Raw genomic sequence first — 25,123 nt, 5'->3', positions numbered from 1 at the left:
CCGGAGGCGAAGCTTCGGGCAGACTGTGCGCCCCCGCATTTGCACCCTCATGCCCCCGTGTGTCGGTGGGGCATGCCACCATCGTGCGGGCGGTGACTGGTGATACGAGACCAAGAAGAGACGATGAAGCAGCAGGGTGTGCACCCGGAGGACGCGGAAAGCACCTCTGACGCTTCGTCGCGCCCGGACACCGCGAACGCCGACAAGAAGGACTCCGGCGACGGCGGCAAGAAGGACGAGCCCGGCAAGGGCGCCGGCGCGAGCGACGCCGGCCGCAAGGCCGTCGAGGGGAAGGCCGGGTACGACCTCGAAGAGGTGCACGCCGACGAGGTCGAGGGCGACGAACCCCTGCTCCCCGCGCGTGTGCACCGTCCCTCCGACCTCATGCGGCTCCTCGTGGGTGTGCTGGGCATCGCCCTGCTGCTCGCGATCGCCGCGTTCGCGCACGGCACCACCTCGGGTCTCGAGCAGGACATCAACAAGGGCACCGGGCAGGCGCCCGACTTGTTCAGCAAGATCGCCGGGCTCGTGTCCAGCATCGCGATCCTGCTGGTGCCCGTCGCCTTCGCGATCGAGCGCCTGATCAAGCGGGACGGGCTGCGGATCGCCGACGGCGTCCTCGCCGCCGTCCTCGCTCACGGCGTGACGCTCGCCACCGACCTGTGGGTCGCGCGGGCCGCCCCGGACTCCATCCGGGACGCGCTCACCCAGCCCTCCCCCGGCGACGTGGGTTCCCTGACCGACCCGGTACACGGGTACCTCGCCCCGGTCATCGCGTACATGACGGCCGTGGGCATGTCCCGCAGACCCCGCTGGCGTGCGGTCCTGTGGGCGGTCCTGGTCCTGTACGCCTTCTCCATGCTGGTCACCGGCTACACCACGCCGTTCTCGATCCTCCTGACGCTGCTGATCGGCTGGACCGTCGCCTACGGCACGCTGTACGCGGTCGGCTCGCCCAACGTCCGGCCCACGGGGCGGACCCTGATGGCGGGCCTCAGGCACGTCGGCTTCCGCCCGGTGAGCGCGGCCCGCGAGGAGGTGTCCGAGGAGTCCGGCGACCGAGGCCGGCGCTACTTCGTCACCCTTGAGGAGGGTCGCCCGCTCGATGTCACGGTGGTCGACCGGGAGCAGCAGGCCCAGGGCTTCTTCTACCGCGCGTGGCGCAATCTGACGCTGCGCGGCTTCGCCACCCGCAGCAGCCTCCAGTCGCTGCGCCAGGCCCTGGAGCAGGAGGCGCTGCTCGCCTACGCGGCGATCGCGGCCGGCGCCAACGCGCCCAAGCTGATCGCCACCTCCGAGCTCGGCCCGGACGCCGTGATGCTGGTCTACGAGCACACCGGCGGGCACACCCTGGACTCGCTGCCGGACGAGGAGATCACCGACGACCTGCTGCGCGGCACCTGGCTCCAGGTGAAGGCGCTGCAGTCCCGCCGCATCGCCCACCGCAGACTGGTGGGTGACGCGATTCTGGTGGATCGTTCCGGCAAGGTGATCATCACCGACCTGCGGATCGGCGAGATCGCGGCGAACAATCTGCTGCTGCGCATGGACATCTCCCAGCTGCTGGTGACGCTCGGCCTGCGCGTGGGCGCCGAGCGCGCGGTGGCCTCGGCGGTGGGCGTGCTCGGTCCGGACGCCGTGGCCGACTGTCTGCCGATGCTGCAGCCCATCGCGCTGAGCCGCTCCACACGCGCGACGCTGCGCAGACTCGCCCGCGAGAGGGCCGAGCGCGAGCGTGAGGCGGTGCTGGAGGCCTCGCGGGTCGCCAAGCACGCACGCACCGAGGAGGCCGCGGACGATGGCGGGCCGGTACTCGACAAGCCGGAAGAGGAGCTTGAGAAGAAGCTCGACAAGCCGGACAAGAAGACCGTACGGGCGCAAGCGCGGGCCGAGAAGCGGGCCATCGACGAGGCACTGGACGAGGCGCGCGAGGAGGATCTGCTCACGCAGATCCGCCACGAGGTGCTCCTCATCAGGCCGCAGGCCCCCGTCGAACCGGCCCGGCTGGAGCGGGTGCGGCCGCGCACGCTGATCAGCTTCATCGCCGGTGCCATCGGCGCGTACTTCCTGCTGACGCAGCTCACACACATCGAGTTCGGTCCGCTCATCGCCAACGCCCAGTGGGGCTGGGTGGCCGCGGCCGTGCTGTTCTCGGCGGCCAGCTACTTCGCCGCGGCGATGGCGCTGCTGGGGTTCGTGCCCGAGCGGGTGCCGTTCCGGCGGACCGTGTCGGCGCAGGTCGCCGGGTCCTTCGTGAAGATCGTCGCGCCGGCCGCGGTCGGTGGGGTCGCCCTCAACACGCGGTTCCTGCAGCGCGCGGGCGTGCGGCCGGGACTCGCGGTGGCGAGCGTCGGCGCGTCGCAGCTGTTCGGGCTCGGCTGCCACATCCTGATGCTGCTGTCCTTCGGCTATCTGACCGGCACCGAGAAGACGCCGTCGCTGTCGCCGTCCCGGACCGTCATCGCGGGTCTGCTGACGGTGGCGGTACTGGTGCTCGTGGTGACGTCGGTGCCGTTCCTGCGGAAGTTCGTCGTCACGCGCGTGAGGTCGCTGTTCGCGGGTGTCGTGCCGCGCATGCTCGACGTGCTGCAGCGGCCGCAGAAGCTGGTCACCGGCATCGGCGGCATGCTGCTGTTGACCGCCTGCTTCGTGATGTGCCTGGACGCGTCGATCAGGGCGTTCGGCAGCGAGGGGACCTCGATCAGCATCGCCAGCGTGGCCGTCGTCTTCCTCGCGGGCAACGCCCTCGGCTCCGCGGCCCCGACCCCGGGCGGCGTCGGCGCCGTGGAGGCCACCCTGACGGTCGGTCTCATCGCCGTGGGCCTGCCGAGCGAGGTCGCCGCACCGTCGGTGCTGCTGTTCCGGCTGCTGACACTGTGGCTGCCGGTGCTGCCGGGCTGGCTGGCCTTCAACCACCTGACCCGCAAGGGCGCGCTGTGATACGAGCGGTCTTGTCCTACGGGGACCAGGGCGTCGTACGTTGTAAGGGCACGGAAGCGGGTGAGGCGCAGCCGTACCTCGTACGGACCGCGCCCCGAGCGCCCCACCAGGTACGACCGCAGGATGGGACCATGCCGAACCCTCCCCGGAAGCGCGCCGCTGCCCTGACCGCCGCCGCCCTGCTGCTGTCCGCCTTCCTGGCGGGCTGCAGCGACGACGGCTCCGGGGACGAGGACCTCACGGCCCAGGAACTGAGCTGGCAGGGCTGCCCGGCCCCCTCCCAGGCGCAGGGCGGCGCGGGGAGCCCGTCACCTCTGCCGGACGGCGACTCATGGCAGTGCGCCACCATGAAGGCGCCCCGTGACTGGGACGACCCCAAGGGCGACACGATCGACATCGAGCTGATCCGGGCGCAGTCCAGCGGCGACCCGAACCGGCGCATCGGCTCGCTGATCTTCAACTTCGGCGGGCCCGGCGCCTCGGGCGTCACCACGCTGCCCGCCTTCGGCGACGGGTACGAGAAGCTGCGCACCCGCTACGACCTGGTGAGCTTCGATCCGCGCGGGGTCGGCCGCAGCGCGCCCGTGCTGTGCGAGAACGACCAGCAGCTCGACGCCTACTTCCAGCAGGACACGACGCCGGACGACGCCGCGGAGCGGGCCGAACTGGTGGACAGCACCAAGGAGTTCAACGACGCCTGCGAGGAGAACTCCGACGGGATGCTGCCGCATGTGCGCACCACCGACGCGGCCCGCGACATGGATCTGATGCGCCAGGTGCTCGGCGACGACAAACTGCACTACTTCGGCATCTCGTACGGCACCGAACTCGGCGGTGTCTACGCCCACTTGTTCCCCGAGAACGTGGGCCGCGCGGTCTTCGACGCGGTGGTCGATCCGACGCAGAACTCAGAGCAGGGCTCACTCGGGCAGGTCAAGGGCTTTCAGCTCGCGCTCGACAACTTCGCGGAGGACTGCACCTCGAAGGTCGAGGACTGCCCGATCGGCGACACCGCAGAGGACGTCAAGAACCGCATGGCGAAGCTGCTGAAGGACCTCGACAGCAAGCCGATCCAGGGCGTCTTCCCGCGCGAGCTGACCCAGAGCGCCGCGACCAACGGAATCGCGCAGGCGCTGTACTCGCAGGACCTCTGGCAGTACCTCACCGAGGGGCTGGAGCAGGCGTACGACGGTGACGGCAGGATTCTGATGCTGCTGTCCGACTCGCTGAACGGGCGCAGCGAGAACGGCGAGTACAGCAACATCACCGCCGCCAACATCTCGATCAACTGCGCCGACGACAAGCCTCGGTACACCCCGGCGGACGTGGAGCAGAAGCTGCCCGAATTCCGGGCCGCCTCGCCCCTGTTCGGTGACGCCTTCGCCTGGTCCATGCTCAGCTGCACCGACTGGGCCGTGCCGGGCGCCGCCGACCATCCCGACGTGAGCGCGCCCGGCTCCGCGCCGATCCTCGTCGTGGGCAACACGGGCGACCCGGCCACGCCGTACGAGGGCGCGCGGCGGATGGTGGAGGCACTGGGCGAAGGGGTGGGCGTCGAGCTGACGTACAAGGGGCAGGGGCATGGGGCGTACAACAGCAACAGCAAGTGCGTGCAGGACTCGGTGAACGGATATCTGCTGGACGGGAAGGTGCCGGCGGCCGGGACCGTCTGCTCCTGAGACCGCACCGAGAGCCAAGAAAACAGCAGGTCAGAGAGTTATCCACAGGCTCCGACGGCGTTTTCGTGATCCGCCTACTATGGCCTGACCGCCATCCGCGGCACAGTGCGGACGGCCCGCGAGGGGGGAAGTGGCATGGCGCGTTTCGTACGGTGGACGGCTCTGACGGCCGCAGCCGTGCTGTTGGCGACGGGCTGCAGCGGCGGCTCGTCGTCGGACGGCGCGGAGGCCGGCGGGGAGACCAGTGGCGCGAGTTCACCAGGCACCTCCACGGGCTCGGCGACCACACTGCCGGCCTCGCTGACCTCGCAGAAACTCGACTGGGGGCGGTGCAAGGCCGCCGGAGGCGCCCCCGCGCCGGGCGACGAGTGGCAGTGCGCGACGCTCAAGGCGCCCTTGGACTGGGCCGACCCGGACGGCAGGACGATCGACCTCGCCCTGATCCGCGCCAAGGCGAGTGGTGACAACCGCATCGGCTCGCTCCTGTTCAACTTCGGCGGCCCCGGCAGCTCAGGGGTGTCCACCCTGCCGTGGTACGCCTCCAACGCGTCCGAACTGGCCGAGCGGTACGACCTGGTGAGCTGGGATCCGCGCGGAGTCGGCGCCAGCGAGGGCGTCCGATGCCGCAGCGACAAGGAGATCCAGGCCGCCGAGTCGGTGGACATCACGCCGGACACCCCGGCCGAGGAGACGGCCTACTTCCGGGATGCCGCCGCCTTCGGCCAGGGCTGCCAGAAGGCCACGGGGAAGCTGATGGCACATGTGTCGACCACCGACACCGCCCGCGACATGGACCTGATGCGCCAGGTCCTCGGCGATCCGAAGATGCACTACTTCGGCATCTCCTACGGCACCGAACTCGGCGGCGTCTACGCCCACTTGTTCCCGAAGAATGTGGGGCGGCTGATCCTGGACGCGGTCGCCGACCCGAGCGCCGACGCGGCGGGGCACGTCGAGAACCAGGCCAGGGGCTTCCAGCGCGCGCTGAACAACTACCTCGAGTCCACCGGCCGGGGTGCCGAGGAGGGCACGCAGGAGATCGTGGACCTGCTGAAGCGGATCGATGAGAGCCCGCTCCCGACCGGATCCGAGCGAAAGCTCACCGAAGCACTCGCGCTCACCGGTCTCCTCAGGCCGCTGTACAGCGAGGCGAGCTGGCCGACGCTGACCAGTGCGCTCGATGCGGCCGAGGAGGGAGACGGCTCGGCGCTCCTGGCGCTCGCCGACGAGTACAACGACCGCGACCCGTCGGGGCACTACGTCACGGGGACCCACTCGCAACGGGTCATATCGTGCCTGGACGACAAGCAGCGCCCCACCGCCGAGGAGGCGAGGAAGCTGCTGCCACGATTCGAGAAGGTCTCACCCGTGTTCGGACCCATGCTGGGCTGGGACACGGCGGGCTGGTGTCACGACTGGCCGGTGGCCGGACAGTACGACACCCCCGAGGTGAGCGCGCCGGGTGCGGCACCGATCCTGCTGGTCGGCAACACCGGCGATCCGGCGACGCCCTACGAGGGCACCCGGAAAATGGCCGACGAACTCGGCAGGGGCGTGGGTGTGACGCTCACGTGGAAGGGCGAGGGCCACGCCGCCTATGGGAAGGGGAGCGACTGCGTCGACTCGGCGATCAACGCGTACCTGCTTCAGGGGACGGTGCCCAAGGACGGCAAGGTCTGCTCATGACGGTGGCGGGGGCTTCGAGCACCCGTGGTGCTCGAAGCCCCCGCCACCGGAGCCGGTTCCGCCCTGGGGGCGAAGCCGTTCGCTCAGTAGACCGGCTTGTCCGGTTCGATCTGGTTGACCCAGCCGATCACGCCGCCGCCGACGTGCACGGCGTCGGAGAAGCCCGCGGACTTCAGGACCGCGAGGACTTCCGCACTGCGGACACCCGTCTTGCAGTGCAAGACGATCTTCTTGTCCTGCGGGAGGTTCTCCAGGGCGGCGCCCATGAGGAACTCGTTCTTCGGGATCAGTCGGGCGCCGGGGATCGAGACGATCTCGTACTCGTTGATCTCGCGGACGTCGATGATGTCGATGTTCTCGCCGTCGTCGATCCACTCCTTGAGCTGCTTCGGAGTGATCGTCGAGCCGGCGGCGGCCTCCTGGGCCTCCTCGGAGACGACGCCGCAGAAGGCCTCGTAGTCGATGAGCTCGGTGACGGTCGGGTTCTCGCCGCAGACGGCGCAGTTGGGGTCCTTGCGGACCTTGACCTGGCGGTACTGCATCTCCAGGGCGTCGTAGATCATCAGGCGGCCGACGAGCGGCTCACCGATGCCCGCGAGCAGCTTGATGGCCTCGTTGACCTGGATGGAGCCGATGGACGCGCACAGCACGCCGAGCACGCCGCCCTCGGCGCAGGAGGGGACCATGCCGGGGGGCGGAGGCTCCGGGTAGAGGCAGCGGTAGCAGGGACCGTGCTCGGACCAGAAGACGGAGGCCTGGCCGTCGAAGCGGTAGATCGAACCCCAGACGTACGGCTTGTTCAGCAGCACGCAGGCGTCGTTGACCAGGTAGCGGGTCGCGAAGTTGTCCGTGCCGTCGACGATCAGGTCGTACTGGCTGAAGATGTCCATCACGTTGTCGGCCTCGAGCCGCTCCTCGTGAAGGATCACGTTCACGTACGGGTTGATGCCCTTGACGCTGTCACGCGCGGACTCGGCCTTGGAGCGGCCGATGTCGGACTGGCTGTGGATGATCTGGCGCTGCAGGTTCGACTCGTCGACCTCGTCGAACTCCACGATGCCGAGCGTGCCGACGCCGGCGGCGGCCAGGTACATCAGCGCCGGCGAGCCCAGGCCGCCGGCGCCCACACACAGCACCTTGGCGTTCTTCAGCCGCTTCTGCCCGTCCATCCCGACATCCGGGATGATCAGGTGGCGGGAGTACCTGCGAACCTCGTCTACGGTGAGCTCGGGGGCCGGCTCGACCAGGGGTGGCAGCGACACGGGGACTCCGTTGGTCGGTCTATCACTACGATTGTTCTCCCCGTAACAGTGCCATGGCCTTTTTCATTCCGAGACACCTGTTCCGATCCGCGAGACGATTTCGTCCCAGTAGCCGGGCATGGTCTCCCAGGGGTCGGTGCGCCCGCCGCGATCTGTGCGGTCGGTGAACCAGATGGTCGCGGCGCCCTGCCAGCGGGCGATGCGCAGTGCCTCGTCGAGATGCCCGAGGGGCACTCCGTGGACGAAGTGGCAGAAGCGGTCGGGCGGATAGTCGGCCGTCCACTCGGCAACCTGCGACCAGCGGTAGTCGCTCCACGAGCCGCGAAAGGTGACCAATTGGTCGGCGCACTCGGCGTAGCCCGGATGCGGGTGGGTGCCGTGACCGAGGACGATGTGGGCCTCGTCACGCAGGGCGCGGAGCGTGCTGACCGTGCGGCGGACCTCGGGCAGGGCGGCGCGCTCGGTCGGGCAGCGGTCGAGGAAGAAGCCGTCGACGAGGTACCAGTCGAGGTAGCGGTGGGCCTCGGCGATCAGCTCGTCGAATGGGCCGGCACCGTGGGGCGCGCCGCGGTGGCCGCTGTCGAAGCGGGCCGTGCTGCGGTGGGTCCTGCCCGCGTGGGTCGTGCCGCGGTGAGCCCTGTCGAGGTGCGCCCTGTCGAGGCGGGTCGTGCCGATGTGGGCTGGGTCGAGGCGGGCCGCGTCGAGGTGGCCGAGGACGCGGATTCCGGCGTTGCGGAGCCTGCCGGCGGCCTCCAGGCAGTGGGGGTCCGGGCGGGCGCCGGGGCCGTCGGCGACGTTGAGGACGACCCAGTCCAGGGGGGTGCCGGGGCGGGTGAGTTCGCCCCACTCGGTCGGGGCGAGCAGGGGGTGCGCATAGCCGGGGATGCCGAGGCCGGTGCGGAAGTCGGTGTTCGCTGCTGTCGGCGTGGCGCCGGTCAGATACGGCATGCCGCCTCCATCCAGATATCACCCAGGGACTCTTCGAGGTTGATCCGGGGGCGCCAGCCGAGACGGTCGCGGGCGGTGCGTACGTCGGCCTGCTGCCAGCTGCCGCAGCCGTCCGGGTACGGGTACGCGCCCGGGGAGACCTGGCCCGCTTGAGCGGCGTGGGCCGCATGGGCCACGTGTGTCGCGTGGGCGCCGTGGGCGGTGTGGCCGACGTGGGACAAGTGGTCCGAGTCGGGGCGCGGGTGGCCGATGGATGCCCGCAACGGGCCGGGCGGGCCGTCGAGTTCGTGGAGCGCGCCGCCGTAGCCGGCCACGCGGGCGAGCACGGCTGCGGCGTCGCGGAGGCGGACGGCGCGGCCCGAGCCGATGTTGATGACGCCCTGCGCGGCGGACAGCGAGGCGGCGTGGACTGCGCGGGCCACGTCGCGGACGTCGATGAAGTCGCGTTGGGCCCCGAGGCCGGTGAGTTTGAGCTCGCCGTCGCCCGACTGCATGGCGCGGCGCATGGCCTCGGCGAGGCGGCCGAGGGGGGAGCCGGCGGGGGTGCCCGGCCCTGCGGGCGAGAAGACCCGGAGGACCACGGCGTCCAGGCCGGAGCCCAGGACCAGTTCGGTGGCGGCGAGTTTGCTGACGCCGTACGGGCCGCCGGGGCGGGGGACGGCGTCCTCGGCCGTGGAGGAGCCGGGCTGGCTCGGGCCGTACTCGGCGCCGCAGCCGATCTGGACGAGGCGGGCGCCGCAGCCGCTGCGGCGCAGGGCCTCGCACACGGTGGCCACGGCGACGGTGTTGTGGCGGGTGAGTTCGCGGGCGCCGCCTCTGGTGGCGCCCGCGCAGTTGATGACCACGCCGGGGTGGACCGCGTCGAGGAAGCGGGTGAGGGCGCCGGGGCTGCCTGATGCGAGGTCGAAGCGGACGTCGGCGTCGTCACCGCGGCCCAGCGCGGTGAGTTGGACGGCGGGGTCGGCGAGGAGACGGTCGGCCACGAAGCGGCCGAGGTAGCCGTTGGCTCCGATCAGCAGGACTCTCATCGGGCGGCTCCCGGGGCCGAGGGGTGGTCGGGTCGGGAGGTGATCATTTGGGGTTCTCCTTCGGGGCGGACTTCAGGCAGAGGGGCTTTCGGGCCGGAGACGGCTTTGGGTAGAGGTGGCTTCGCGCGGGAGGGGACTTCGGGACAAGGGGCGTTCGGCGTGGCTGTGGGGGCGTATGCCTGCGGCGGCCCGGGGCGCCGGGTGAGGGCTCGCGGTGCGCCTGGGGCTGCGTTGGGGGGCGGGGCCACGCCGGGGGGTGTCCGTTCTCGGCCGGGCGGTCGCAGCGCCTCGAGAGGGGCCGTTTCGTGACGCCCGCCGCTGCGGGCTGGCACCCCCCGGTACGTCCCCCTGCCGCGGTACGCGGGTGCGGGCACGACGTGGTGGCTGTCGCGTCAGCATGCGTCGTCCGCCTTCGCGTGTGCCGATGCCCTCGTCACCGTGCGCAAGGCGTGCAGGAGGAGGGTCAGGGCGCCTGCACCGCAGGCGATGGTGGGGATCGCAGCCGGGCCCCATGTGTCGATCAGGGTCTGAACAGGGGTTGCCAGCAAGGCGCAGCCGGGGAGGCGGGCGGCGAAGAGGGAGGCCAGGGCCGTTGCCTCGGCAGAGGCTGCGGCGGTGAGGACGAGTACGGGGGCGTGGGTGAAGCCGTGGGTGGTGAGAAGGCGGGAGAGGAGCAGGAGGGCGCCCAGGGTGAGGGTCTGGGGGTAGGCCAGGGGCTCGTTCAGGGTGGTCGTCGTGAGGGTCAGCAGGGCCGCCACGGCGCAGAGGTAGAGGGCGAACGTGCCCAGGAGCAAGGGTTTTGCCGAGGTGGCGAACTCCTCCAGGGCTCGGCTCGCAGAGAGTCTGCGGCGGGCTCGTACGGCGAAGAGGTGGACGCACCAGGCCGCCGGGGCACAGGAGAGCGCGAGGGCCAGTACGGGGGCTGTGGTGAGGGGCCAAGGACCTTCGGCGGTGCCGGTGGGGAGGGCGTCCGGGCCACCGGCGGCGGCTGCCTGGAGGAGGCCGTCGCCGAGGAGGGCGTAGGCGATGAGCCAGCTGATCCGCGTGGTGGTGGGATGCGCTCGGTCCTTGCCGGCGAGGGGGCCTCGGGCCAGGGCGGCGCGCACGGCGAGGGCCACGGCCAGGGTTCCTGCGGCGGCCGCGATCAGGCGGGACTGGCCGTGGGTGAGGTGCAGGGCTGTCACGGTCGCCGCGCAGAGGGCTCCGGGGAGGAGGGTGAGGAGGATCCAGTCGGCTCGGGCGCGGGGGGTGTCCAGGGTCGGGGCGCCTGAGCGTGACTCCGCGTCGCGGGGCACTCGGGCGTACATCTCCTCCGCGAGGGAGAAGACGTCCCGGTGCAGGAAGCGGGAGGCGGTGCGGTCGGTGATGCCGTGGGCTTCCAGGCCGGCGGCGATGTCCAGGGGGTCCACCGCGCGTTCGCACAGGTCACGGTGACGGTGCATCAGCGCCTTCACGGGGTCGGCGCCCGCGCGACGGCTTGGGGTGGAGGCGGGGAGGGGGTCGGTGGCCGTTGGTCGGGTGCCGGTGGTGCGCGTGGGAGCAGGCGTGGGGGGAGGGATTCGTGCGTCGGCGTCGGCGGCGGTGGTGGGCGGCGCGTCGGCTGCCCCTTCCCTCGCGTCCGTCGATGCCGCCGCGTCCATCCCCAGGCCCGACACTCCCGCCCCGTCGTCCCGCGCGTATGCGTCCGGCGTGAGCCACTCCCCCGAGCGCTCGTCCCATGCGCCGGGGCTGGTGGGGGCGCCGGGGCGGTCCAGGCCTCCCAGGCCGTTCATCGCGCTCCCCCCGTCGCGGGCAGCGCGGTGGCGCGTACGGGGGCTCCTGGCGGCCGGGAGGGGCCACCGCGGGCGACCAGGCGTGCGGTTCGGTCGGTCCAGCGGCCGGGGACGTGGGCCTCGGCGGGGACGGCGAAGGGCAGGGGGGCGCCGGAGTCGTCGAGAACGACGCGGCGGACCGGAGTGCGCGAGACGATCTCCAGGTAAATGCCGTGAAATGCTGCGACGTTCTGCTCGACGGTGAACAGTTCGAGCGCACGCGCGCGTGCCGCTGCACCCAGGCGCTCGCGGCGCTCGGGGTCGCGCAACAGCGCCACACAGGCCTCCGCGAGCGCCCGGGGATTTCGCGGCGGTACGACGAGACCGGTGCCGCCGATGACCTCCACCACCGCACCGACGTCGGTGGACACCGTCGCGCGGCCGCAGAACATGGCCTCGACCAGGCCGATCGGGAAGCCCTCCACGACGCTGGACAGGACGACCACGGCGCCTGAGGCGTAGGCGTCGGCGAGGGCCGGGATCTCCGGGCCGCCGATCTCCTCGAAGGTGACCGGGTTGTGGCCGACCGTGTGCGGGCCCTCGGCCTCGTCGGGGAAGAGCTGCGCGGCCAGCACCTTGCAGTGGCCGAGATAGGCGGCGCCCTCGGTACCCGCGGCGGTGCCGACGATCCGCAGGCGGGTCTTCGGCTCCTCCTTGCGGACCTCGGCGAAGGCGTGCAGCAACGACACCAGGTCCTTGGCCGGTTCGACGCGGCCGACCCAGACGAGTGTGTCCGGGTCCGAGCGCTCAGGGCCCTCGCCGGCCTCCGCGAAGCGGTCGGCGTCCATGCCGGGGTAGACCGTGCGCAGCTTCGCGCGGTCGGCGCCGCAGCGTTCCTGCCAGCGGCGGGCATGGCCGTTGCCCGGCGTGATGAGGGCGGCCCGGGCGTAGGACTCGGCGGCGAGCCTGCCGTGGAGGGCAGCGAGCAGGGAGCGCACGGTGGGCGAGGAGTCGGTTTCGGCCAGGTAGTGCGTGCGCAGCCGGACCCCGTACTCGGTCAACAGCAGCGGTACGTCGTGGAAGTGGCGGGCGAGCAGGGCTGGCAGGGCCGCGGCGCCGCCGGACGTGGCGTGGCACAGGTCGACCGAGCCCAGGCCGTCGTCCTCGTACCAGTCGAGCGAGAGGGGGCGCAGGGCGCGTTCGAGATGGCCGGCAACGGCCAGCAGATCGGGGACGCGCGCCTCGCGCGCCGTGCTCAGGGCGCCCCGCGCCCGGCAGGCGCGCTCGAGGGTGCGTACGGCGGACTCGGAGCGGAGCGCTCCCACCAGCCCGCCCTCGTCGCGGGCGAGTTCGGCGAGGCCGTACAGCGCGTTGCCGAAACGGTCCGCCTCGGTGGCCGACGCGTCCTCGAGGGTTCCGGAGGCTTCGGTGGTGGCCCCTGCGCAGAGCACCGCCACCAACTCGCCGTAGCAGTCGGCGAACCGCCGGCGCGCGCGGCGCCCGTACACCACCCCGTCGTCCTCGGCCGCCCACAGCGGCGCCGTGCGCACCCTGCTGACCTGCGATGGCAGCGGGATCCAGCCCTCGTCCTCCTGGCGCTCGCTGCGGCTGAGCGCGTAGATGTCGAACTCGTGCTGTCCGAGCCCGCGCACGAGCCGGTCGCACCAGAGCCTGGCGTCACCGCTCACATACGGATAGCCACCCTCCGCAATCAGTCCGATGCGCACGAGTACACCCCCGATCTCCCTTAGGGGAGCCGCCGTTCCCCCGGCGGCTCACAGCGGGACGAACGTAAGCGGACAAGGCGGTGGCGCGACGGACGGTTGTCCATCGCGCCACCAAAAGGGGTGAACGGTCGTAACTTTCCCGTGCGGGTCGCGTTCCGTCGCGCTAAGAGAGTAAACGCGCACGCATCGTCACACCTGAACGGCTCGGACGGTCACACCGCGGCCAACTCCCGTCGCGCGGCCCGCCGCTGGGCCGCGATCCGCGGGTCGAGCGCGGGTACGGCGGCCAGGAGCTGCTTGGTGTACGGGTCCTGCGGGTTGTCGTACACCTCGTCGACCGGGCCCTCCTCGACGATCCGTCCGCCCCGCATCACCGCGACCCGGTCGCTGACCTGGCGTACGACGGCCAGATCGTGCGCGACGAAGACGAGCGCGAGCCCCAGTTCACGCTGCAACTCGCCCAGCAGGGCCACGACCTGGGCCTGCGTGGTGACGTCGAGCGCGGAGACGGGCTCGTCGCAGACGATGACGCGCGGGTCGGCGGCGAGCGCCCGCGCGATGCCCACGCGCTGGCGCTGACCGCCGCTGAACTCGTGGGGGTAGCGGTCGTAGTGCGCCGCTTCGAGCCCCACGCGCTCCAGCAGTTCCCGTACGCGCCCGCGGATGCGCCCCTCGTCGTCCTCGCCCCGCGCGCGGAGCGGGTCGGCGATCGACTCGCCCACGGTGCGGCGGGGGTTGAGGGAGGAGACAGGGTCCTGGAAGACCATCTGCACGGCGGGATTCACGCCCACGCGTGCGTGGCCGTCGTAACGCACCTCGCCCGACGTGGGCTCCAGGAGGCCGACCAGCATCCGCCCGAGGGTCGTCTTGCCGCTGCCGCTCTCCCCCACGACGCCGAGGGTCTCGCCGCGGCGGATGGTCAGCGTCACGTCGTCCACCGCCGTGAACGCCCGCTTCCCGCGCCCGAATTCACGCCGCAGGCCGGTCGCCTCCAGGACGACATCCGACGGGACATTCGACAGGACGACATCCGGCGGGACGACATCCACCGAGGCCTTCGTCGCTCCCTCCGGCCCCTTGGCACCCTCATGGATGGCGCGCGGCGCATCCACGCGCGGGACCGCGTGCAGCAGTTCGCGCGTGTACGGCTGCTCCGGAGTGCCCAGGACGTCGGCGACCGGGCCGCGTTCCACCGACCGCCCGTGGCGCATCACGAGCACCTCGTCGACACTCTCGGCGGCTACGCCGACGTCGTGGGTGACCAGGAGGAGGCCCATGCCGGTCTCCTCGCGGAGCGTGTGCAGCAGGTCGAGGATCTGGGCCTGGACCGTCACGTCGAGCGCGGTCGTCGGCTCGTCGGCGATCAGCAGGTCGGGCTCGCAGGCCAACGCCATGGCGATGAGGGCGCGCTGGCGCATGCCACCGCTGAATTCGTGCGGGCGGGAACGGGATCGGCGTGGTGCGTCCGGAATTCCAACCCGGTCCAGCACCTCGACCGCACGCGCGCGTGCCGCTCGTCGCGAGGCACGTGTGTGTGTGCGGTACACCTCGGCGATCTGGTCGACGATCGCGTAGTACGGGTCGAGCGAGGACAGCGGGTCCTGGAAGACCATGGCCGCCTTCCCGCCGCGCAATCGCCGCAGTTCGTCGTCCGACGCCTGCCGTACGTCGACACCGGCGACCTCGACCGACCCGGCGACCCGTGCGCCCGTGCCGCGGTGCAGCCCGAGCAACGCCGAGGCGACCGTGGACTTCCCGGAGCCGGATTCACCGACGAGGGCGAGGGCGGCGCCCTGCTCCAGCCGGAAGGAGAGGCCGTCGACGGCCCGCAAGGACCCGAACTCGACCGTCAGGTCGGTGACGTCCACGAGGCTCATGCCAGCACCACCCGTCGGTCGGCCACCGCGTACAGCACGTCCGCGACGGCGTTGGCGACGACCACGAAGAAGCCGATGACCAGGACCATGCCGACGACGACCGGGAGGTCGACGACGTTGACCGCGTGGACCAGTTCCTGCCCGATGCCGGGCAGGCCGAAGAGCGTCTCGGTGAGCACCGCGCCGCCGACCGCGCCGCCGAAGTTGTTGGCGTTGAGCGCGATGACCGGCGCGAGGGCCCCGCGCAGCGCGTGCCGTCCGATGACCGACCGCTCGCCCACGCCGTACGCCCGGAAGGTGCGGATGTGGTCCTCGGCCAGCGTCTCCAGCATGGACGCGCGTGTGAGACGGGCGAACGCCGCCGCCTCGATGAGGGCCAGGGAAAGCCACGGGAGCAGCAGGTTCCACGCCCACTGTTCGGGATCGTCGGTGAAGGCGACGTACTGCGGGAACGGCAGCAGTTGGAGCTGCCCGCAGACGACGATCATGAGCACCAGGCCGATGACGAAGACCGGCGTGGCCACGCCGGCGAGCGTGACGCCGGTCAGCAGCCGCTCCGTGAGACGGCCGCGTCGCCATGCGGACAGGACGCCCGTGCCGACGCCGAGGATCAGCCACAGCACCATCGCACCGAGCACGAGCGACAGGCTGACCGGCAGTTTCGCCAGGATCAGCTCCGTGACCTGCTGGTCGCTCTGGTACGACAGCCCGAGGCAGGGCGCCGAGCAGTGCTGCACGGACGCGCCCGTCGAGTAGTCCTGGCCGGCGACCAGGCCCTGCAGGAAGTGCCAGTAACGCGTGTACAGCGGGTCGTTCAGGTGCAGTTGCTCGGCGACCTGCTGCACCTGGGCGGGCGAGCAGCGCGGGCCGCAGGTGATCTGGGCGACGTTGCCGGGGGTGACGTAGAAGACGACGTAGACGATCACCGAGATGGCGAACAGGGTGACGACGACGCCGACGGTCCGGCGCAGAACGAAGCCGGTGAAACCGGTGAGACCAGTGAGACCGGTGAGCTTGGCAAGCCCGGTGAGCTTGGTGAGACCCCGGAAGCCGCTCATGCCTTGGCCTCCCTCTTGCGGCCCGTGCCCACGCGCAGCCGGGACGCCGCGCGCGGGTCGAGCGCCGTGCGCACGCCGTCGCCGAGGACGGTGAGGGCGAGGACGGTCACGAAGAGCGCGCCGGCGGGCAGCAGCAGGTACTGCGGTACGGCCTGGTACCAGACGTCGGCGGCGGTGAGCATCTGTCCCCAGGACGGCGTCGGCGGCTTCACCCCGACGCCGAGGAAGGACAGGGCGGCCTCCACGGAGATGTTGGCCGGGACCAGCAGGGCCGCGTACGTGATGACCGGTGCGGCGATGCCGGGCAGCAGTTCCCGGCGTGCAATGCGCCAGGTGCCCCAGCCGCTGAGCCGGGCGGCGGCGACGTAATCGAGCCCCTTCAGGGTGAGCGTCCGGGCGCGCACGATCTTCGCGATGTTGCCCCATGCGATCAGGCCGATCACGAGGGCGACCAGCACGGGTCGCGGGAAGCTCGACGGCACGATCGCGAGCAGCGCCAACGCCATGATCATCAGCGGCATCGCCACGATGACGTCGGTGAACCGGCTCAGCAGCTGATCGACCCAGCGGCTGCCGAGCGCGGCCGCGACGCCCACCACGACGCCGATGGCGACCTGGACGACGGTCGCGGCCAGGGCGACCCCGAGGGAGACCCGGGCGCCGTGGACCAGCCGCGCGAACAGGTCCCGCCCGGTCTGCGGTTCGACGCCGAGCCAGTGGTCGGCGCTCACTCCCCCGAAGGACCCGATGGGCACGCCCCCGCGCGCGGAGTCCACCAGGGACGGGTGGTAGGTGGTCGGGTCCTGGCCCTCTATCGCGGTGAGCAGCGGCGCGGCGAGCGCGACCAGGACGAGGAGCGCGACGACGGCCGCCGCGACGAGGGCGGCGCGCTGCGTCCGCAGCCGCCGCCAGAACTGACGGGCCCCCGAGGCCCCCGGAGCGGGCGCTCCGGGGGCCTCGGCAGCCTCGGTGACGAGAACTGCCTCACTCACGGCGCTACTTCACCGCGACCTGGGAGATGTCCAGCACGCCGCTCCAGTCGCTGATCACGACGTTCTTGACGTCCTCGCCGTACAGCCGCTTGTAGACGGGGTGGAACAGCGGCACGGTCAGCGCCTGTTCGCCGATCTTCTTGTCCAGCGCACCCCACCGCGCGGCGGCGGCGTCGAGGTCGGTCAGCTTGTTGATCGCGTCGATCTCGGCGTTGACGGACTTGTCGTCGAGCAGGCCCGTGTTGAAGTTCGCGCCGTCCTTGACGATCTGCCGGCCGTCGAAGATCGGGGCGAGGAAGGGACCGCCGGAGGGCCAGTCGGCACCCCAGTGCGCGAGGAAGAAGCCGGGCTCGGTCTTCACGTTGTGGATCTTGTCGGAGTAGTCGTTCTCCTCCAGACCCTGCAGCTTGACCGTGATGCCCGCCTTCTTGAGCGCGTCCTGGATCGCGGTCGCGATCTCGGGGCTGGTCTCGAAGTCCTTGGCGTTGGAGTGGGTCAGGGTGACGGTCAGCCCGTTCGCGTAACCGGCCTCCTTCAGCAGTTCCTTGGCCTTCGCCGAGGCGCCGGCCGCACCCGCCGGGAAGTGGTCGTACGCCGTGTAGCCGAAGGACTTCTGGTTCGGCAGGAAGGTGGTCGCGGGCTCGGCGAGCGCGGACCCGCCCGCCGCGTTCACCACGGACGACCGGTCGATGGCGTACGAGATGGCCTGGCGCACCTTGACGTTGTCGAACGGCTTGATCTTCGGGTTGAACGCGATGTAGTTGGTGTAGCCGAAGTGTCCGGTACCGACGCGCGCGGCCAGTTCCTTGTCACCGGTCACCTTGGCCAGCTCGGCCGGGCCGAGATTGGTGTCCGTGGTGACCGCGGCCGCGTCCGCACCCTGGGACGCGGACAGCCGCTGGTTGATCACCGACGAGTCGAGCCCGGACCGTACGTCGATCTTGTCGGGGTAGGCCTTGCGCTCCGCGTCCGTCGAGGCGGACCAGTGGGTGTTGCGCTCCAGGGTGAGCCGCTCGCCGTCGTTCTCGTTCTTCACGACCTTGTACGGGCCGGACGAGACCGGGTGCTCCTCGTACTTCGTGCCGGTGTCCTTGTCCTTGGGCACCGGCGTGAACTGCGTCTGCGTCGCCAGGTACGGGAACTCGCCCTCGGGCTTGTTCAGGTGGAAGACGATGGTCCGCTCGTCCGGCGTCTCGATCGCCGTCAGGCCCTTCTTGTTCTTGTACGGCCCCTGGTAGCCGGCCGCGCCGACCAGCCAGTCCCTCAAGTACGGGGCGCCGCCGGACAGTTCGGGGGCGAAGGAGCGCTCGATGCCGTACTTGATGTCGGCCGAGGTGATCGCGGTGCCGTCCTCGTACTTGAGGCCCTCCTTGAGGGTGTACGTCCACACGGTCGCGTCCTTGTTGGGGCGCCCGGTGTCGGTGGCGAGGTCGGGGACGACCTCGGCGCCGGCCTCACCGTTCTCGCGGTTGCGGGTGGTGAGCGTACGGAAGACGAGGGAAGGGACGTTTCCGCCGCCCGAGGTGTACAGACGGGCGGGGTCGAAGTCCTGCTGCGGATTGGAGTTCAGGACCGTGAGCGTGCCGCCCTTGTGGGGCGTGGAGTCGCCGCCGGCACTCTTGGCATCGTTGTCCTCAGGCCCGCAGGCGGCGGCGCCCGCTGCCACGACCAGGCTGACGGATGCCGCGGCCACGCGGCGCGCTATGACGGACGATTGACGCATCGGAGACGACCTCTCGGAATGATGAGTCTCGGATATCGAGACGAAATGACGCGGAGTGAGACGGAAGTGCACAGACGTCTGCCCCGGCGTCGGGTCGTCGGCAGCCCAAGAGCACGCCACGGGCCGGAAACCCGTCAGCGACTCACAGGAGTGAAGGAAGAAGATCGCGACGCGAACGCCAGGGGGCGGGCGTCAGCGACAGTCGATGTCGGCCACACACAGGGCGGTCACACCGATCAGCGCCAGCTCGATGGCGGCGCGAGAGGGGGCGTGACGGGTCGACATGTGCAGAAATATGTATGAACTCGCTGCACATGTCAATGTGACGTATGAGGCACCCGTCAACTCCCGGGATACATCCAGGGGTTGGCCCGGCAGCGGATCCCGTCGTGGTCGAGGAACTTGGTCTGCTGCTGCATGACCGGCGCGAGCTCGCCGTCCTTGTCGCAGGTCACATGGGAGTAGCCGAGCCGGTGACCGACCTCGTGGTTGATCAGCATCTGCCGGTACTCGTGGATGCGATCACCGTACGTCTCCGACCCCTGCGCCCATCGGTACGCATTGATCATGACGCGCTCGGTGGCGGCGGAGTCGCACGACACATTGTCGACGGTGGTGTCCAGGCCGGACTTGGCACACCACTCGGCCGTCGTACCGGGACTGGCCAGCGTGATCACGAAGTTCGGCGTGCCGGTGTAGATGCGCTCGAAGGTGTAGGCGCCGTTGTGCGCCCAGCTCCGGTCGTCGTTGAGCGTCTTCTGCACGGCCTCGGCGAAGAGCTCGCCGTCGAGACCGAGCCCCTGCTCCACGTCCACGCGATAGGTGTACTTCTGCCCCTTGCCGGGCGCCTTGGCGATCCCCGGGACCGCGTCGAAATTGCCCGACCCCTTGAGCTTGGCGCCGAGCGCGTACGTCTCGCCCATCTTCTGCTCGTACGTCAGCGGCGCCGGCACACTCGGCGAACTGTCCGGCGTCGGCCGCCCGTCGCCGCGCGAGGCCGAGTCCCGGGCGTCCCGCTCCTGGTCGGTGGCGGACTGCGACTGTACGTCGCCGTCGTCCTGCCCCTCGGCGACCTGACCGGCGACGACGACGGCCAGCACGGTGACGACGGCGGCTGCGGCGATGCCGGAGAAGGCCCGGCCCTTGGAGCCCTTCGCCGCCACGGGCTCGCCGGTCGGCGGGGCGTCGTCGTCATCGACGCCGGTGCCGGCATGCGTCCCGGTGCCGTCCGCGCCACCGGCGCCGGTCCTGGTGTCCCAGTCGGTGACGGTGGCGTACGGGTCGGAGGCGTGCGCGCTCTCGGTCGTACGGGGCGCGAAGACGTCGACGTCCGCGTCGCCTTCGAAGGCCTCGAGGTAGTCCTGCCGGGGCCCTTCGGACGGCGCTGCCCGCCGCGGCCGCGGCACCGGAACGCCGGTCACGGGCGGGGCGCCGGCCGCCGGCGCGCCGTAGGCAACGCCTGTGCGCCCCCTCAACTCGCCCCAGCCACCGCCGGACTCACGCTGCTCGGGGTGGCCGGCTCGGGCCTGGGGGGTGCCGTGGGCGGGCGTGCCGTCGGCGAAACGGGGCACGCCGTGAGCGGGGGTGCCGTCGGGGAACCTCGGAAAGCCATGTGCGGGCGTGCCGTCGGGCAGCCTCGGGACCCCCTGCGCGGGCGTGCCGTCAGGGAAGCCGCGACCTCCGTACGCCGGAGCTCCACCCGGCGGCATCCCCTGCCGGGCGGGCGGCGGCCCCGGCACCCGGCGACCACCGCCAGGTCCGCCGGACTGCGGCCAACCGCTCGGGCCCGCGCCCGGGGCCGGACCGGGCGGTCGGGCACCCGGAGTTCTACCGGGCCCCGCGCCCGGCACGGAAGTCCCCCGCTGGGCCGTGCCCGGCTCCGGCTGCGCTCCGCGGGGGTCCTGTCGTGCGGTTGTGTCGGCGGTGTCGCGCTTGGGCTTGGCGGCGGACCCGCGCCTGCTGTGGCGTCCCACGTCGCGCCTCAGCTCCCGGCGTTCTCGGTCACGGTGCCGTCGCCGCTCGCGGCGGCCCCGGCCCCACCCGCACTCCGTCTCGCGGCCCCGGCATCCGCCGCGTCGTCCGACTCCCCCGTCTCCGCGAGGAGTTCACCGAACGCCCGGGCGACCACCTCGGGGTACTCCATCATCGCGACGTGCCCGGCCTCCGGCAGGCTCAGCAGGCGGGAGTCGCGGAAGGCGCGCACGGCCCTGCTGCGCATGCGATAGCCCACGAGCTGGTCCCGGCCGCCGTAGATGAGCAGCGTCGGAGCCAGGACGCGCTCGGCCTGGCGCCACAGCGCGTGCTGGCCGCCCAGCGTGTAGGCGTTGACCAGCCCGCGCGCGGAACGCGTCATCGCGTCCCAGAAGTACGGCAGTTGAAGCCGTCGTTCCATCTCCTGGACGGCGTTGCTGAATCCTTCCGGCGTCACCCGGCCGGGGTCGCCGTAGCAGAGGTGCATCACGCCGCGGACCCGCTGCTCCGCCGACCACTGCCTGGTGACCCGGGTGAACAGCGCGGTCACGCCGGGCACCGAGAGCAGCGCGGTGGGCACGGCGCTGCGCTGGACACGGAGCTCGGGCAGGGCGGGCGACACGAGGGTGAGCGTACGGACGAGGTCCGGACGTACGGCGGCGACGCGCGTGGTGACCGCGCCGCCGAGCGAGTTGCCGAAGAGGTGTACGGGGCCGCGGTCGGAGGCGTCGAGATAGCGGATCACCGCGCGTGCGTGCGCGGTGATCGAGTAGTCGCCGTCGTCCGGTGGTGGCGAGTCGCCGAAGCCCGGCAGGTCGACGGCCTCGCAGTCGACCTCGCCCTCGAGCAGCTCCATCAGCGCCGACCAGTTCTGCGAGGAACCTCCGAGCCCATGGACGTACAGCGCGGGCGGCAGTCCCTCGCGCGCGGGCGGCCTCGACCGCACCGTCAGCGTGATCCCGGGCAGCCCTACCGATCGCAGCCGCTCCCCCTCGGCGACCCTGACGGTCGCCACCTTGGGGAGCACATTGGCGGCCGGCGCTGACGGGAGCTCGGTCGAAGACATGCGGCAATGTTACGAGACGATCACGCAGTGGTTCATGTGTTCGCCGTCACAAGTCGACACGTACATGGCAGCTTCCCGGCCGGGAAACCCGCCGGACGCATCGCGCTCACGGAAGCCATTCGGAGCACGCCCGAATTGCCCGTGGATCCCCCGCCGATCGCATAGCGTCCGGATCCGGTGTCTCCTAGGCTCGTACGCAGGGCACCCGGAAGTGGACCCCTGCTTCACCCAGGGACGTTGTGCCCCACGGGGACGTTCTAGGAAGGGAGCCCGCCATGGCCGTCGATCCCACCGACCCCGAGACCTTCGTGGACGACGACACCGAGCAGGACGAGGAGTACGACGTCGAGGCTCCCGCCGCCGACACGGCCGAGCAGCACGCCGATGTCCGGCGCGACCGGGACGACCGGCTGACCGGCGCGGACCAGGACCGGGCCAACGAGGCCGATCTCATCGAACAGGCACGCGTCGTCTCCATCGACGAGGACGACTATCGGTGACGCCGGCCATCGGCGACGGCTGCTGCCGGTGACACGGGCCGGCTCAGGGTGCCACTCTGCACGAACGAAGGTGAATGAAGGTACAGGTGGGCACGGAAGAGAGTGCCGTTGAACAGCAAAGAGACCATTTGCTGCCCGTTCCGGCCGGGTTTCAAACCTTCTGTGCGACTTTCGTCACCGTCCGGTCCGTGAAATTCTGCGCTCGCACCGCGCACACCAGGGTTACCGAAAAGTACGATGGCGGCGCGGCGCACACCGCGTGTGGACGACATTGGGAGGCGGCGTGACAGCCATCGAGCAGACAGAGGCGGCACGCCCGCGGGGCACTCGCCTGCCGCGCCGTGCCCGACGGAACCAGCTGCTGGGCGCCGCCCAGGAGGTGTTCGTCGCGCAGGGCTACCACGCTGCAGCGATGGACGACATCGCCGAGCGTGCCGGCGTCAGCAAGCCGGTGCTCTACCAGCACTTCCCGGGCAAGCTCGACCTGTACCTCGCGCTGCTGGACCAGCACTGCGAGTCCCTGATCCAGTCCGTACGGAACGCGCTTGCGTCGACGACCGACAACAAGCAGCGCGTACGGGCGACCATGGACGCGTACTTCGCGTACGTCGAGGACGACGGCGGCGCGTTCCGCCTGGTCTTCGAGTCGGACCTGACCAACGAGCCGGCCGTGCGCGAGCGCGTCGACAAGGTCACGAACGAGTGCGCCGAGGCGATCTGCGACGTCATCGCCGAGGACACCGGCCTCTCGCGCGCGGAGTCGATGCTGCTCGCCTCCGGCCTCGGCGGTCTCGCCCAGGTCGTGGCCCGATCCTGGCTGCACAGCGACCGCAGCGTGCCGCGCGACCAGTCGGTGCAGCTGCTGACGTCCCTCGCCTGGCGCGGCATCGCCGGCTTCCCGCTGCACGGCACCGAGCACCACTGAGCGTTGTCGGGCATTTGTTCCCGCCCCCTGTTCGCTCCTGGCGTTCTTGGGCGGAGCGTGCAGGTCCCCTCACCGGGCTAATGTGTGCTGGGTACGGCGCGGAAGATCGCGCACTTCACTGACCGTCGGAGGGACATAGCCGTGGAGGTCAAGATCGGCGTGCAGCACGCGCCCCGCGAGATCGTTCTGGAGAGCGGTCAGAGTGCCGAGGAGGTCGAGCGGGCGGTGTCCGAGGCGCTGGCCGGAAAGTCACAGCTGCTGACCCTCGTGGACGAGCACGGCCGCAAGGTCCTGGTCCCGGCAGACCGCCTCGCGTACGTGGAGCTCGGCGAGCCGGCCCCGCGCAAGGTGGGCTTCGGCGCGCTGTGAGCGAGAAGGCGCCGCCAGAACAGGCGTGACGGGAGGGGCCCGGCGACCACGGTCGCCGGGCCCCTCCCCGTTTCTCCACGATCGGAGCACGGGTCGATCACACAGGAGGATTGCATTCCGCAGGTCAGGGGTATGACGGGCTACGACCGGGTTCGAGCAGGTCGGCCATGTGGGAGGGACCCCAGCATGCTCTTGGAAGCGCTCAGCTCCGCGATCCTAGGCCTGGCCCTGGCATGGGCTGCCACCCGCCGCCTGCCGCACCGTCTGCCGACGAGTTCCCTGGTCCTGCCGACGGGCGTGGCGGGCGCCCTCTTCGGCGCGTTCATCACGCACACCGCGCTGGACTTCGGCAACCTCTTCGTGATCCTGATCGGCGCGGCAGTCGTCTCCGCCGCCTCTCTCTCCCTGCTGGTACGCCCCGCGGGAAGACTGAGCCGGCACTCGGCGACCGCGTAGATTCCGAGGACGACCGGCCGCCGGGTTCCTGACGCCTTCCGAAGGCCGAGGGTCACGTCCCGGCACCGGTCGGCAGAATCCAGCCCGTCCGGCACTTGAGGACAAGGCCCGTCCAGGGCCGCAGCGGGGGTCCGGGGGCCGCGGGCCCCCGGCACGCGGGGCAGTCGGCGCCTAAGCCGCCAGCCCCAGCGCTGCCATCCGCTTGGTGTGCGCCTCGGTGATCCGCGAGAACATCTTCCCGACCTCGGCAAGATCGAACCCGTCCGCGACCCCACCCACGAGCATCGTGGACAGCGCGTCCCGGTCGGCAACGACCCGCTGGGACTGCGACAGCGCCTCCCCCATCAGACGCCGGGCCCACAACGCGAGCCGTCCACCCACACGCGGATCCGCGTCGATGGCGGCCCGCACCTTCTCCACGGCGAACGACGCGTGCCCGGTGTCGTCGAGCACGGCCAGCACGAGCCCGCGCGAGTCCGAGTCGAGCCGCGCTGCGACCTCGCGGTAGAAGTCACTGGCGATCGAGTCACCGACGTACGCCTTGACCAGCCCCTCCAGCCAGTCCGAGGGCGCCGTCTGCTTGTGGAAGCCGTCCAGCGCGGCGACGAACGGCTCCATCGCCTGCGTGGGCTCGGCGCCGATCTCGGTGAGCCGGTCCCGCAGCTTCTCGTAGTGGTGGAACTCGGCCGACGCCATCTTGGCCAGCTCCGCCTTGTCCGCCAGCGTCGGCGCCAGCTTGGCGTCCTCCGCGAGCCGCTCGAACGCCGCCAGTTCCCCGTAGGCCAGCGCGCCGAGCAGGTCCACGACGGCGGCCCGGTACTGCGGATCGGCGGAGGCCTGCGCCCAGTCCTGGGCGGCGACCCCGGTGTGTGCGACGGTGCCGCCGGTCTCGACGGCGGAGTCAGCGGTGTCGGAGGCGTCGGGCGTGTTGTCAGGCGTCGTCATGAAGCGCACAATAGCCCGCTCTCCACGCCGCGGAAGTCCCTGGTCAATCACTGTGACGCCGACTACGTGACCAATTCGGCCATCGCATGTGCGCGTTTCCGGGGTATGGTGGTAATGCGCCCGCTGAGTACTCTGATGTATTCGACGGGCCGCACGTTATGAGGATGCCCGGTCGGTGGCCCGATCGGCTCCGACCCGACAGCCCTCCCCGGTCGTACGG

General features: G+C 71.0%; 20 protein-coding genes. 7 read left to right on the top strand and 13 right to left on the bottom strand.

Going from position 1 to position 25,123, the window contains the following annotated elements; translation table 11 throughout:
- Window positions 1-123 precede the first annotated feature (123 nt).
- From ACZ7M7_RS10335 to ACZ7M7_RS10325, 3 genes are all read left to right on the top strand, one after another.
- Window positions 124-2,940 carry a lysylphosphatidylglycerol synthase transmembrane domain-containing protein gene (locus ACZ7M7_RS10335; RefSeq protein ID WP_472114742.1) on the top strand — a complete coding sequence of 939 codons (2,817 nt, stop codon included), beginning with the start codon at window positions 124-126 and terminating at the stop codon, window positions 2,938-2,940.
- Between the two features lie 131 nt (window positions 2,941-3,071).
- Complete coding sequence (locus ACZ7M7_RS10330; RefSeq protein WP_472114739.1) at window positions 3,072-4,619, top strand: alpha/beta fold hydrolase; 1,548 nt, start codon at window positions 3,072-3,074, stop codon at window positions 4,617-4,619.
- 135 nt (window positions 4,620-4,754) lie between these two features.
- Window positions 4,755-6,305 (top strand): alpha/beta hydrolase, encoded by a 1,551-nt coding sequence (locus tag ACZ7M7_RS10325; protein WP_472114736.1) that lies wholly within the window; start codon window positions 4,755-4,757, stop codon window positions 6,303-6,305.
- A gap of 83 nt (window positions 6,306-6,388) precedes the next feature.
- Here ACZ7M7_RS10325 and moeZ read toward each other — a convergent pair whose 3' ends face one another.
- The 12 genes from moeZ to ACZ7M7_RS10265 form a co-directional block, all read right to left on the bottom strand.
- Window positions 6,389-7,567 carry an adenylyltransferase/sulfurtransferase MoeZ gene (gene moeZ / locus ACZ7M7_RS10320; protein WP_383628210.1) on the bottom strand — a complete coding sequence of 393 codons (1,179 nt, stop codon included), beginning with the start codon at window positions 7,565-7,567 and terminating at the stop codon, window positions 6,389-6,391.
- 63 nt (window positions 7,568-7,630) lie between these two features.
- The gene (locus ACZ7M7_RS10315) at window positions 7,631-8,515 is read right to left on the bottom strand and encodes a spherulation-specific family 4 protein (RefSeq protein ID WP_472114733.1); all 885 of its coding nucleotides are present in this window, start codon (window positions 8,513-8,515) and stop codon (window positions 7,631-7,633) included.
- Window positions 8,503-9,543 carry an NAD-dependent epimerase/dehydratase family protein gene (locus ACZ7M7_RS10310; protein WP_383603093.1) on the bottom strand — a complete coding sequence of 347 codons (1,041 nt, stop codon included), beginning with the start codon at window positions 9,541-9,543 and terminating at the stop codon, window positions 8,503-8,505. Before ACZ7M7_RS10310 ends, ACZ7M7_RS10315 begins: the two co-directional genes overlap by 13 nt.
- Window positions 9,544-9,935: 392 nt before the next feature.
- Complete coding sequence (locus tag ACZ7M7_RS10305) at window positions 9,936-11,315, bottom strand: hypothetical protein (protein WP_472114730.1); 1,380 nt, start codon at window positions 11,313-11,315, stop codon at window positions 9,936-9,938.
- A complete protein-coding gene (locus ACZ7M7_RS10300; RefSeq protein WP_472114727.1) occupies window positions 11,312-13,021 on the bottom strand; it encodes a DUF3492 domain-containing protein in 1,710 nt (569 codons plus the stop codon). Before ACZ7M7_RS10300 ends, ACZ7M7_RS10305 begins: the two co-directional genes overlap by 4 nt.
- A 212-nt stretch (window positions 13,022-13,233) precedes the next feature.
- Complete coding sequence (locus ACZ7M7_RS10295; protein WP_472114724.1) at window positions 13,234-14,898, bottom strand: dipeptide ABC transporter ATP-binding protein; 1,665 nt, start codon at window positions 14,896-14,898, stop codon at window positions 13,234-13,236.
- The gene (locus ACZ7M7_RS10290; protein ID WP_472114721.1) at window positions 14,895-15,956 is read right to left on the bottom strand and encodes an ABC transporter permease; all 1,062 of its coding nucleotides are present in this window, start codon (window positions 15,954-15,956) and stop codon (window positions 14,895-14,897) included. The genes ACZ7M7_RS10295 and ACZ7M7_RS10290 overlap by 4 nt, the downstream gene beginning before the upstream one ends.
- A complete protein-coding gene (locus tag ACZ7M7_RS10285) occupies window positions 15,953-16,948 on the bottom strand; it encodes an ABC transporter permease (RefSeq protein WP_472114718.1) in 996 nt (331 codons plus the stop codon). The genes ACZ7M7_RS10290 and ACZ7M7_RS10285 overlap by 4 nt, the downstream gene beginning before the upstream one ends.
- A 4-nt stretch (window positions 16,949-16,952) precedes the next feature.
- Complete coding sequence (locus ACZ7M7_RS10280) at window positions 16,953-18,671, bottom strand: ABC transporter substrate-binding protein (RefSeq protein ID WP_472114715.1); 1,719 nt, start codon at window positions 18,669-18,671, stop codon at window positions 16,953-16,955.
- Window positions 18,672-18,863: 192 nt separating this feature from the next.
- The gene (locus ACZ7M7_RS10275) at window positions 18,864-18,956 is read right to left on the bottom strand and encodes an Ms4533A family Cys-rich leader peptide (RefSeq protein ID WP_370264589.1); all 93 of its coding nucleotides are present in this window, start codon (window positions 18,954-18,956) and stop codon (window positions 18,864-18,866) included.
- Window positions 18,957-19,012: 56 nt separating this feature from the next.
- A complete protein-coding gene (locus ACZ7M7_RS10270; protein WP_472114711.1) occupies window positions 19,013-20,644 on the bottom strand; it encodes a DUF3152 domain-containing protein in 1,632 nt (543 codons plus the stop codon).
- Window positions 20,645-20,652: 8 nt separating this feature from the next.
- Window positions 20,653-21,708, bottom strand: coding sequence for an alpha/beta fold hydrolase (locus tag ACZ7M7_RS10265; protein WP_472114708.1), 1,056 nt, complete (start codon window positions 21,706-21,708; stop codon window positions 20,653-20,655).
- A gap of 275 nt (window positions 21,709-21,983) precedes the next feature.
- On the opposite strand from ACZ7M7_RS10265, the gene ACZ7M7_RS10260 reads away from it, so the two are divergent.
- The 4 genes from ACZ7M7_RS10260 (at window position 21,984) to ACZ7M7_RS10245 (ending at window position 23,958) form a co-directional block, all read left to right on the top strand.
- A complete protein-coding gene (locus ACZ7M7_RS10260; RefSeq protein WP_383603118.1) occupies window positions 21,984-22,208 on the top strand; it encodes a hypothetical protein in 225 nt (74 codons plus the stop codon).
- Window positions 22,209-22,491: 283 nt separating this feature from the next.
- Window positions 22,492-23,133: a TetR/AcrR family transcriptional regulator gene (locus ACZ7M7_RS10255; protein WP_383603121.1), complete on the top strand. Its 642-nt coding sequence runs from the start codon at window positions 22,492-22,494 to the stop codon at window positions 23,131-23,133.
- Window positions 23,134-23,274: 141 nt separating this feature from the next.
- A complete protein-coding gene (locus ACZ7M7_RS10250) occupies window positions 23,275-23,502 on the top strand; it encodes a DUF3107 domain-containing protein (protein ID WP_062711803.1) in 228 nt (75 codons plus the stop codon).
- A gap of 186 nt (window positions 23,503-23,688) precedes the next feature.
- Complete coding sequence (locus ACZ7M7_RS10245; protein WP_383603124.1) at window positions 23,689-23,958, top strand: hypothetical protein; 270 nt, start codon at window positions 23,689-23,691, stop codon at window positions 23,956-23,958.
- A gap of 171 nt (window positions 23,959-24,129) precedes the next feature.
- On the opposite strand, the gene ACZ7M7_RS10240 is transcribed toward ACZ7M7_RS10245, so the two are convergent.
- Window positions 24,130-24,912, bottom strand: a complete 783-nt coding sequence (locus ACZ7M7_RS10240; protein ID WP_427840045.1) for a ferritin-like fold-containing protein — start codon at window positions 24,910-24,912, stop codon at window positions 24,130-24,132.
- Window positions 24,913-25,123 lie beyond the last annotated feature (211 nt).

The organism is Streptomyces sp. NPDC111606 (assembly GCF_055656945.1).
The sequence above is the reverse complement of the archived record's forward strand: the minus strand, read 5'-3'. Positions and strand labels throughout refer to the sequence as shown.